The 10,267-nt window shown below is 57.0% G+C and carries 10 protein-coding genes and 1 pseudogene; all 11 read right to left on the bottom strand.

Translation table 11 applies throughout. The features are described 5' to 3' along the window. Positions 1 to 124: 124 nt before the first annotated feature. Positions 125 to 1,736 (bottom strand): annotated as a pseudogene (locus tag ACZM22_RS07800) (DNA cytosine methyltransferase); the annotation flags it as partial. 11 nt (positions 1,737 to 1,747) lie between these two features. Then, a complete protein-coding gene (locus ACZM22_RS07795) occupies positions 1,748 to 2,647 on the bottom strand; it encodes a conjugal transfer protein TrbL family protein (protein WP_489543666.1) in 900 nt (299 codons plus the stop codon). A gap of 97 nt (positions 2,648 to 2,744) precedes the next feature. Beyond that, positions 2,745 to 3,170 (bottom strand): hypothetical protein, encoded by a 426-nt coding sequence (locus ACZM22_RS07790; RefSeq protein WP_489543665.1) that lies wholly within the window; start codon positions 3,168 to 3,170, stop codon positions 2,745 to 2,747. Positions 3,171 to 3,180: 10 nt separating this feature from the next. After that, complete coding sequence (locus ACZM22_RS07785; RefSeq protein WP_489543664.1) at positions 3,181 to 3,528, bottom strand: DUF3852 domain-containing protein; 348 nt, start codon at positions 3,526 to 3,528, stop codon at positions 3,181 to 3,183. A gap of 14 nt (positions 3,529 to 3,542) precedes the next feature. Continuing rightward, entirely contained in the window at positions 3,543 to 5,303 is a 1,761-nt protein-coding gene (locus ACZM22_RS07780; RefSeq protein ID WP_489543663.1) for a DUF8193 domain-containing protein, read from the bottom strand. Positions 5,304 to 5,380: 77 nt separating this feature from the next. Then, positions 5,381 to 5,929, bottom strand: a complete 549-nt coding sequence (locus tag ACZM22_RS07775) for a DUF6550 family protein (RefSeq protein WP_489543662.1) — start codon at positions 5,927 to 5,929, stop codon at positions 5,381 to 5,383. Between the two features lie 97 nt (positions 5,930 to 6,026). Then, entirely contained in the window at positions 6,027 to 6,560 is a 534-nt protein-coding gene (locus ACZM22_RS07770) for a hypothetical protein (protein WP_489543661.1), read from the bottom strand. Further along, on the bottom strand, positions 6,557 to 6,952 hold the full coding sequence (locus ACZM22_RS07765) for a DUF4320 family protein (RefSeq protein WP_489543660.1): 396 nt from the start codon (positions 6,950 to 6,952) through the stop codon (positions 6,557 to 6,559). Before ACZM22_RS07765 ends, ACZM22_RS07770 begins: the two co-directional genes overlap by 4 nt. Continuing rightward, on the bottom strand, positions 6,949 to 7,824 hold the full coding sequence (locus ACZM22_RS07760) for a secretion protein F (RefSeq protein WP_489543659.1): 876 nt from the start codon (positions 7,822 to 7,824) through the stop codon (positions 6,949 to 6,951). Before ACZM22_RS07760 ends, ACZM22_RS07765 begins: the two co-directional genes overlap by 4 nt. Before the next feature lie 5 nt (positions 7,825 to 7,829). Next, positions 7,830 to 8,759 (bottom strand): type II secretion system F family protein, encoded by a 930-nt coding sequence (locus ACZM22_RS07755; protein WP_489543658.1) that lies wholly within the window; start codon positions 8,757 to 8,759, stop codon positions 7,830 to 7,832. Beyond that, entirely contained in the window at positions 8,756 to 10,267 is a 1,512-nt protein-coding gene (locus ACZM22_RS07750) for an ATPase, T2SS/T4P/T4SS family (protein ID WP_489543657.1), read from the bottom strand. Before ACZM22_RS07750 ends, ACZM22_RS07755 begins: the two co-directional genes overlap by 4 nt.

Raw genomic sequence — 10,267 nt, 5'->3', positions numbered from 1 at the left:
GTTTTAACATGAATTACAGCAGCAAAAACACTATCTCGCAACAAAAAGCCGATGGCCCATCTGACTTCCTCGGGATAACTCAATCCTCGGGATTAGATCATTTATCTGGATATCCAGATAAATGATCCGTGGCGGTCAGTGTATATGCCAAATCGTCCTGACAGCCAAGACCGTTTCCACCGTTTTGAGGTTGACGATCCACAATGTTTCCGGCAATACAGATAGCATCGGAATCCTGCTCGACCAGCGGCACATTATTGCCGCCTGTGCCGTATCGCGCAGACATGGTCGGCGCGACCTTATGTGGCCCTGTGTAACGGCTATCAATGCCGTGGTTTTCGTATACGAGAGGCTGGTGTCCATGCTCCTGCGCCCGTAGCGTGCCGGACACATTTTCGCTGTATTCCATCACGCTGCCGCCCTGATCGTTGAGACACAAAACGGACGGCATACAATTCCCTCCGGCAGATCCTTTCAATGTGGGAGATAGCTCCTCGCCATAGCCTATGCCCCCAGCAGAGGCTCCAGCACCTGCGGAGAAGGCAGCAGTCAGCACACAGGGATATCCCTGTCCTGCCTGACCACCTCCTGTCGATAGTGCCGTATGTCGTTCCTCGGAAAGGAAGCAATCCCCAATGCCTTTGGTCACAACGCCTGAAGCTACGAAGGTCTGTTGTTTCATCCCTGGTTGTGCGCCCAGCGCACCAGCTACATCGTGAAGGTCGCGCACCTCATCCCGCTGATTGGCGGCAAAGGCCTTGACTCCGTTTCTTCCAGTAGACATCCCGCAGTTGACGCCGAGCGTGGCTGCTACATCGCCAGTCAGATCACCGTTGTAGCCGTCAAAGCCCTCAACAGCTTCATCCGGTTGTGTCACGAAGGTCTGCATCTGCATATTGGTGGTTGCCATCAACGCACCTGACACGCCGTGCAGGTCGATGCCCTCATCCCGCTGGTTGATGTGGTACGCTTCTAATCCTGTGGGCTGTCCGTCCGGGCGCATGAGCCCCGCCTGGATCTTTAGGGCACGCTCCAGCTTCTTCGGCAGTTCCTTACCGCGCTCAAAGGCCCGGCGCAGGATGCCCAGGCAGGCTTTCGGGGACAAATAGTATTTTAGGGGCGGATCTGCCTGCAAAATCTGCGATAAGGAAGATTCTTTTGCGTCTCTGGGCGACACCCCAGTATTGAGCGTCGAGGCACCGCCACGCCAGGGAGAAATCCGCTCCCAATAGAATTCGCCCAGCAGATTCCCAGCGCCCGGAGTCAGGTCGAGGGACTGAAACGGAATCGCATTTAATGCGGACGATCTCCTCCAAAACGATTCGGAAGTCTTCGCCCTTTGGCGTTCCTGAACTAAAGGCGCCGGGAACATTTTCCCATACCATAAATCTTGGCCGAACATCGAGAGCTGTTCGGCCTCGTAATTTGTCTGCATTTCGCATCTCCTTTACCAGTCTGACCTGTTCCATGAAAAGACCGGAACGCGCTCCGGCAAGGCCTGCCCTTGCGCCGGCAACGGACAGGTCCTGACACGGGCTGCCCCCGCAGATGATGTCCACAGGCGGCAGCTCTGCGCCATTCAGCTTAGTGATGTCGCCCACATGGAGCATATCAGGGAAACGCAGCTTTGTGACCGCAATAGGGAAGGATTCAATTTCCGACGCCCACACCGGCGTGATGCCACTGCGAATCGCGGCCAAAGGGAATCCACCAATGCCATCGAACAAGCTGCCCATCGTCAGTCTGCTCATTTCGCCACCGCCTGTACGACCGTGCGCGTGGTGTTGACGGCGGCCTGTGCGGTATAAACAGCACTCATGAGGTTTGCCTTGGTGGAGGTATCCAGTCCGAAAGCTCCGGCGATACGGGGGATCTCACCAGCGGAGAGCATGAGCCCAAGCCCTAACAGGGCATGATCCTTGAACACCATAAGCCCGGCGACAAGTATCGTCGCCTGCAAGAACGCCGACAGGCATAAGCCGATGATCTGCTTGCACCATTGGATAAAGCCATCCGTATAACCACGGGGCACAGAAAACATATAAAGGCTTCCAACGGCGATCTGGATGAGCAGGATGCCGCCGCGCTTTAGATTGGCGAAGAAGACCTTGAAGACGGCATAAGCCATGAGGATAAGGCAGAACAGGATCATGATCCCGCTGGTGATGTTGCCGAAGCCCAGCAGCGGCCCTGCCGTCAGGTCGGATATTGATTCCACGGCGTTGAACTCCTGCATGACCTCTCCGGCCACATCGCCAATAGAAGTCCCGTAGCCGGTAAGAGCTGCGGTGAAGGTCCCTTGCAGAGAAACGCACAGCTCATAAAGCCGTACCGGAACAACGGTGAAAAGGCTGACAGCCATGAAGCCCTTGATGGCATTGAGGGCGGTCTCACGGATGTTGCCGCGGCCGCTGGAATACTCCACGCCGGTTTCAAAGCAGGCCACCACTAATCCTGTGCCGTAGAGTGCCCATGCCAAATAGGAGAAGAACAGCACGATGCTCTGCACCCAATCCATGGTGAAGAGCTCTGCGCCCATGTTTCCCATCTCCGAAAAGAAGTTGCCGAGAAAGCCCACGATCTGACTGTAGAACCAGTCCACGATCTGGCCTAACACCTTGGCGGCAACAAAATCCCAAATGAACATTGATCGGTTTCACCTCACTTCCGGGTGAGGCCGCACCAGCTGCTTTGGGATATGGCAAAGGCCGTACAGCTGGTACGGCCTTCAAATCACGCTTTTGTTACATTGTCTGCTCCCACGCCCGATCAGAGGACTGGCTCATGTCCTGAAATACCTCCAGATAGTCTGACACCGCATCAGACAACGCTTCATAGTCCTGCCGGGTGGGGTGATATACATACCAGCTCACCTTTCCATAGTCATCCCAAATGTGCGGCTCCACGCCGTTTCGGAAATTGGGATTTGAGGTCATCTTTGTCCCCAGCAGATCCAAGAAGCGCAGGCGCAGGGTATCCACCTGTCCTTCGCTGCGGTTGAGGATCGTCATCTGCAGGGCATTGTACTGATTGGCGACGATTCCAGTGACAAATTGGATCTTTGCCCGGTTCATATCGCTCAGACGCACATAGCAGGCTCTGCCCACATAAGTGGCGTCGGGGTACCGCTCTCCAACGATCTTCCGAAGCTCCTGTTCGTAAAAAGTCATTGCCTATACCTCAAATCCCGATGATCTGCCAGATGTACAGCGGTGCTGTCAGCGTGAACACGAGGCACGCGAACAGGATGGCGGGCGCCGTCCACTCGAACTGGCCGCTTTTTCTGAAGTCGAAATAAGCTGTGCCGAGTTTGGCGAAGAAAAACACCGCAAGGATCAGGTCAATCGCGGGAAACACCACGTTGTTGACGACGGTCTTGATCTGACCGGATGCCGTCTGCCATGTGCTTTCCACCGCACCGGCCACATCGCCCGTACCGGCAGCGAAGGCCGTGGTACCCATCACGCAGACCAACAGCAGGGACAGCACCAGTGCCGCACAAAGGCGTTTGCATTTTGTGTTGTTCATAGATTCCTCCGTTTCTATCGTTGTTTTGCGGGAGCAATATGCCACTCCTCCCAGAGATTCCCCCGGATGGTGACGCGGTCCGTCAGGTTCATGGAGAGCATTCCTGCCGGCGTCCAGCAATCCAGAAGCCATGTGTAGGGCGTATAGCTGCCGTCCGGATACCAGATGGGCGTGAAGTGGGTACGGCGGTTGTAGGTGCTGTAGGGGTTGGCTTTGAATTGGAAGGTCGTGCTTCGCCCAGAGATTTCTGCCTCCAGCAGCCGCCAATAGTTCGCATAGCCAAACTCCGGGAAATAGGTCACGGCATTCTGCGCCGCTGTCACCGCCGCACTCTGATTTGTGGTGACTTTTGCGGTCACCTTCTCCTGAACGCCATAGCCGCTTTTCAGCGTGGATGCGGTCGCCGTGGGGCTTTTCTCATCCGGCGTGATACGCATGGATGCAGTCAGGCTTGCGGAATAGCCGTTATAGTCAAACTCCCACCAGCCGTGATCCTCCCACCATCCGTTGTCCACCCAATGGTACCAGCGGTCCCTGTGGGTCTTGCCGTCCGCATCCGTCCAGCGGTCTGTGTGCCAGCATTTCTGCCAGTTTTCTACCCACTCCCAATTCTCCTGCCACCACGGTGACCAGATGCCCCAGGACGCCGAGGTCACCTGCTCCTTTTGAGGAACAGACGCCGGCCTGAAGCCGTTGTTGCGGTCATCCGCCAGGGGATTGGGCGGGTCGTTGCCGTCCAGATCCACGATATTGCAGGTGATGGTGCCCTGCGCCGAGCCGCCGCCAGACACGCTGACGGAAATCGTTATGACGCATGGTTCCGCGGGAGTACGCCAGCGCACCCATGCCAGCTGGCTGTCGCCGTCCGGGTAGTAGACATTGCTGACAGTGTAAGTCCTGCCCTGAATGTTAAAGCGTACCGATACAGGGTTGTCCGGGTCGGACTGCCCGCCGCGCACCTCCACTGAGGTGATGACTTCTGTGTTGACGCGGTATTCGTAGTCATATTCGCCGGGTTCGGGCGGCGTGGTCACCTCGTTGAAGCGGACGATGCCAATACCCAGAGAGGAGATGATGTCGCCGTTGGACGCCTTCTCCGTGCGGCTGCCGGGCCATGCGGCGTAGCCGAGATCCGCTTCCTCCAGAAAAATCGCCAGCGGCAGATTTTTATGGGTGAGCGTCCCCAGCTTCTTTCTGAGATCGCCGTTGACGACCTGATCATACAGCGCCGCTTCCGTAGCGGTCATGGCGAACTGCTGACCGTTGTAGCAGAGATAGGCCAGCGGCTCCACTACCAGCTTGTAGTCTCCGCCAATGAGCGTATCGAAGTCCATTCCTGCGTATCCAGCAATGGAACGGATAACCTGTTCATCGGTGAAATAGCTTCGGATGGCAGCGATGCTGGCTTTGCTGCTGCTCGTAGAGATGATCTTGGGCAGGCTCTGACTTGGGTTTCGATAGGAATATCCGCTGACCGATACGGACAATCCTCGTCCTGCATTGTAAGACAACTTGGACACCTTTCCGAAGTGAGCAATATTTGCTATAGGAACCTTGTTGGTTAAGTCGATGGGGGTTCGCACCACAGAATGGGAACCTACATCCACGATAGACACTCTCACGCCGTCCATGCCAGGATTCCAGTAGTTGGTCTTGGTACCGTCCCCCATGCTGCCTCCACCGCCGTCAAAGTTGCCATCCCCTGTGGCATAGGCGGGAACGATGGCGGTTATTGCCAGCACAAGCGCCAGCAACAGGGGCAAAAGCCTTTTCATGCGCATTCCTCCTCGTCATGAAGATAAAGAAAGACACGGCTTCTTCTTAGCCGTGTCTTTCTTGTGATCGTGCGGACTTAGCCGCCCATGATTCCAATTTTGTTGCCGTTTTCATACATGGAATCGTCCTTGATTCCGACATTGTCCCCCTCATAATCTACATATCCAAATCCAGGGATATAGATTTGTCCGGCATCATTGGTGCTGCCGCCCGCAGGCTCTGTGGGCTGGGGCTTTACCTCAGTCTGCTCCGGCTTGTAGGTGGGCGGCGTTTCCTTGTTGCGGTCCGCGTCCGGCACATCATCCGCCGCATGGTCCTTCTCCGTCTTGCCGGGATGCTCCGGCGCGTCCGGCTTGGTGGGCGCACCCTGAATGGCCTGATCTGTGCCGGAGCTGTCAGCATCCCTGCCGGGGTCATGCCGTTCGCCATCCGTCTTGCTATCCACCTTTACCTCTGGATCGCTGATGTTCACCACCGGATCTTTCGTGTCGGGTGTATCGCCCGGGATGGCGGGGTCGATGGGCATGGGCACCGCCGCAAGCCGGCTGACGATCCCCACCACCAGTACCGCGCAGAGCAGGACGCCTGCCGCAATGAGGATGATGCGTTTTGTTTTGTCTGTCATAGGTTGAACTCCTCCTTTGTAGGGGTCAGTGATTTTTCTTCTTATCCCGAACATACCACAGCTTTCTTCGGAAGTCTACTGCAAGAAGTGAAAAGAACTAAAACTTTGGGATATACTTGGCCTGCACCTGCAGATTTAGGCTCACAGGCGGCAGCACACGTCCGGCAAAGCGGGTGGGGACCTCCAGATGGAGGGTGGCGGTTGCGAGATACCCCTCGCTCTGGCCTGAGGCGATAGCGTTGTTGGAGATATGTACGGACAGGTCGGAGAGCGTATACTCCAGCTCATTTCCGGCGTATTTCATGTAGCCATCGCCATCTGTGGTAAGGCCAAGAATATAGGATAGGTTGCCGTAGACATCACCGGTGTCAACGGACTCGAACCACTCGCCATCCCCCTCCGGGAACCAACCTGCGGCATAGCCCTCCCGCACAGAGTGGTACACATCGTCATAGTTCTCATTGACCGTGGCAATGACCGCCTGCTGCACCGCGTCCCGCACGCCCTGCACGATGATGTTCACCCGGAAATATTCCGCTATGACCATAAAGAGCATGAGCAGGCAGAGTGTCACAGCGATGACCATGGGATAGCCCTCACCGGAGCGGGAGCAAAAAAGCAGCTTTCTCATTTCCAATACACCTCCGATCTGCCGCTGGCCTGTGCCGTCAGCTCAATGGGGAAGCTGCCAAGCCCACCAAAGCCGATGTCCATATCCATGGTCAGCGTCACCGTCACCTCCTCATTGAGTTGGATGCGGCCGGTGCGGGACCAGCGGATGTCCGGGTCGATCTCCAACCGCTCGGAAAGCACCTGCGCGCGGGAGGTCGTTTCACTCCCGACTCTGCCGGTGATCTCGGCTTCCCGCACCAGCTCGGCGGCGAAGGTGTCGAGCTGCTGCTTGGCAACATACACAGGAAGTACCTTCACCGCCAATGCGATCACCAGCATGGCGCAGAGGATGAGGACGCAGGTATCGATGTAGCCCTCGCCGGAGCGTTTCTTCCATTTGTGCTTCATCATCCGAACAGCCCTCCCATCGAGGTGAGGATCTGCATGAGGATGACCACAATGTAGATGAGCATAAAGCAGACCAGCATGACGAAGGAGTACACACGGATCTTGGGCGGGATCTTCGCTGCCTGTGCCTTGAGTCGCTGAAGCTCCAGCTGTTTCATGTCATGGGAGAGCATCTGGAAATAAACGCGGCCGTCATCCCCGCGCAGGACGCCGATGAGCCCGCGCACGATGTCGGAGAGCATGGGCGATGCCATCCTGCCCTCGAAACGAACCAGTGCCGCCTCATAGGAGGAGGAGCGCATATCCGCCGTCAGCACATCCAGCTCACGGGCGAAGTCGGGACCGGCGTGACGCTTATAGTTTTCAAGGATCGTCAGCACATCGCGGCTGGCTCCCAGCTCCTGCTCCACTGTGGCAACAAAGCGGGGCAGCTCACCCTCGATCTTCTCGCGGCGTTCTGCAACCTTTTCCTCCGCCTTGCGGCTCTCCTTGAAGTAAAGCAATATCGACAGCAGCACCACGATGGGCGAGAGCAGAGGAAAGATCAGCAGACACGGAATGACCGCCAGCAGCGCGGCGGCAGGCTTGAGGATAGTATAGGCCAAGTAGACCTCCGGCGTCATGTCCATGCCGGCAGCACTCAGCGTGCGCTCCATGCGGTGACGCTTGTACTCGTCCATTCGGATAAACTTGGAGAGCTTGATGGCCCAGCCAAGGAAGATCGCGTCCAGCGACTTCATCCGCTTTTTCTCGGCTCGCCCTGCGGACAGGAGTGCCTTCTCCGTGGAGAGGCGGGGCAGCTTCAGAATATCCGCCAGAATGAAGAATAAGCCCGCGGCAACGGCCACGCCGAAAAGGAATAGTAAGATCGTCATGTCCGTCACCTCCGATATTCAATGGGCTGGGTCAGCTTGACCACTCTGGCAAAGGAGAGAAAGATAGCGGCGGCACAGACCGCCAGCACCGCCTTGCCGGGTACGGTGGTCATCAAGGTTGCATACCAGTCCTTGTTGAGAAAGTACAGCAGCGGGATATTCAGCACCACCAGCGCCGCCATGGAGATGAATTCCTTGCGGGGCGCGAACACGAGATTCTCCAGCTCCCCATTGATGATGCGCATATCCGAGAGCTTTGCCACAATGGGATTAAGGGTGCTTTTCATGCTGTGGTCATACTGGCAGGCGGAGAGTGCCTCACACCACTCCCGCCACACCTCATTGTCAATGGCAGACTTCAGCTCCGCCAACGCCGCATTCATATCCGGGTCGATGTGCTTGATGCGGGTGAGGAAGCTGCGGAACACGCCATGCACAGGCGGGTTCAGGTAGTTGATATTCTCCTCCACGGCGGTCTGCAGATCCTCGCTGCGGAGGTAGGCCGTGGTGATGATGGAGAGCGCCGTTTCCAACTCGGCGGCGATGTCTTTCTTGTAATGTCCGGCCGTCAGCTTGATGTACCAAAAGGGCAGGAACATCATGCCCGCCGCCAACACCGGCACCAGCAGGAAGTTATTCATGATGATGGCGATGCCTGCGCCGATGGCAAAGAACAGCAGCGACGCCGCGCACAGCATAGGAAAGCGCTCCTCCTTGCCCGTGGCTTGCAGAATCGTCTGCGTTTCCATGATCTCACGGCGGAAGAAGCCGGGCTTTTTGCGCTGGGTGGTCTCATTGATGGCATCCCGGATGCTTTTAGGGCCGGTGGTCAACCGACGAAACACGCCGAGCGTAAAGTCCATGGGTGAGATGCGGATAATGAAAAATGCGCCGGTGATCATGCCGACGCACGCAGTCAGCAGCAGGGCTGTCAAGTGGCGTTCACCTCCTTCTTGGGTTTCAAAAGAGCCTGCAGCTCCTCGTTGGGCATACCGTTTTCCAGCAGGCGTTTGCGCAGACTCACGGAGATCTCGTTCACCTGCGTGTGATGCCCTTCGATGACGAATTTGCCGTCCTCCATGTGGTTTTCCGTGATGACATAGCGGAACAGCGTGTTGTAGCGGCGATCCCCATTGGGCAGGATCTCGCACTCCATGATCTCCATCATGCGGCGCTGCTTGTTCTCCAACTGCTTGCAGAATACCACGATGGGGTATGCCTCCGTCACATAGCTGAGAAGCGTTTCATCCGACATATCCACGGCTCGTTTGCACAGGGACACCATGCGGCGGTAGGTCGCCTCGCAGGAGTTGGAGTGGATGGTGGTCAACACCGCCACGCCCACGCGGGCGGCCTCCTGCGCGGCATTGGCCTCGGCGCCGCGCATCTCACCCACCACCAGGATGTCCGGATTGAAGCGCAGGCAGATATCCACCAACGCGATCTGATCGATCCGCTGACGCTCATTTTCACTGTCGCGGGTCAGGGTGTGGACCACCGAGTTGACTACCTTACCGTTTTCCTCCCGCACCAGCTCCAGTTCACGGGAGCCGTTCTCGATGGTGAAGATGCGTTTGCTGTCTGGGATCGTGGTCAGCAGCCAGCCTGCCGCCGTGGTCTTGCCGGAGGAGGTGGCTCCCGCCACGCAGATGGAAATCCCATAGCGCAAAAATACGGAAAGCCAGTCCAGCATTTCCGCTGTGGCCGTACCGCTGCGGAGCAGATCCTCACGGCTGAGATTGTGGCGGTTGACGATTCGGATGGAGGCGGCAACGCCCACATCCTCATCCACCACGGGGGACTTCATAGCGGCGATACGGGTGTTTTTGGTCAGATGCCCCGTGACCAAAGGACTGGCATTATCCAGCACCATGCCGGAGGCGTGGAGCATACGGCGGATGACAGCGAGGGCGTGTTCCGGTGAGTCGAAGTGTTCCGTGAGCTTTTCGTTTCGGCCGTCCGAATACTGCACCTCAATATCACGCCACGAATTGATGTTGATCTCTTCGATACCGTCTCCGTAGATGTAGCGGGTCAGGAAGCCGAATTCCGCCATCTCGGAATAGATGGCTTCTACCAGCTCCACCTGTGTCATGCCCGCCACAGCGACGCGCTTGTCCTGCAGGTATTTCGTGATATAGCGCTGGAGATGCTCCTTAGAGTCCTCGCCGCCCTCGGTGATGAGGGCGGCGTAGGAACCGGAGATGTACTCCTGCACCTCTTGCAGCACGGAATTGAAGTCCTTTCCCGCTGTCTCAGGAGCAAAGAACAGGTTGTGTGCCCGTCCGAGCGCGCCAACATCGGTGTTCAATGTGCGGTTCGGCGTGTCATCCACCACGACAGGGACGACTTCCGGCTCCGAGGTGACCTGATATTCCGGCGCGTCCCGCCGTTCTGCGTCTGCGGCAAAGATCGTGCCGTTTCGCTTTTCGCCAAGTGCCAT

The sequence above is a fragment of the Vescimonas sp. genome (genome assembly GCF_057856985.1).
This window is presented reverse-complemented; position numbering and strand designations above follow the sequence as displayed.

What these genes read in the sequence shown, in the direction of transcription:
- ACZM22_RS07795 (WP_489543666.1), bottom strand. Translation starts at nt 2,647, where the DNA reads ATGTTCATTTGGGATTTTGTTGCCGCCAAGGTGTTAGGCCAGATCGTG.
- ACZM22_RS07790 (WP_489543665.1), bottom strand. Translation starts at nt 3,170, where the DNA reads ATGACTTTTTACGAACAGGAGCTTCGGAAGATCGTTGGAGAGCGGTAC.
- ACZM22_RS07785 (WP_489543664.1), bottom strand. Translation starts at nt 3,528, where the DNA reads ATGAACAACACAAAATGCAAACGCCTTTGTGCGGCACTGGTGCTGTCC.
- ACZM22_RS07780 (WP_489543663.1), bottom strand. Translation starts at nt 5,303, where the DNA reads ATGAAAAGGCTTTTGCCCCTGTTGCTGGCGCTTGTGCTGGCAATAACC.
- ACZM22_RS07775 (WP_489543662.1), bottom strand. Translation starts at nt 5,929, where the DNA reads ATGACAGACAAAACAAAACGCATCATCCTCATTGCGGCAGGCGTCCTG.
- ACZM22_RS07770 (WP_489543661.1), bottom strand. Translation starts at nt 6,560, where the DNA reads ATGAGAAAGCTGCTTTTTTGCTCCCGCTCCGGTGAGGGCTATCCCATG.
- ACZM22_RS07765 (WP_489543660.1), bottom strand. Translation starts at nt 6,952, where the DNA reads ATGATGAAGCACAAATGGAAGAAACGCTCCGGCGAGGGCTACATCGAT.
- ACZM22_RS07760 (WP_489543659.1), bottom strand. Translation starts at nt 7,824, where the DNA reads ATGACGATCTTACTATTCCTTTTCGGCGTGGCCGTTGCCGCGGGCTTA.
- ACZM22_RS07750 (WP_489543657.1), bottom strand. Translation starts at nt 10,267, where the DNA reads ATGGCACTTGGCGAAAAGCGAAACGGCACGATCTTTGCCGCAGACGCA.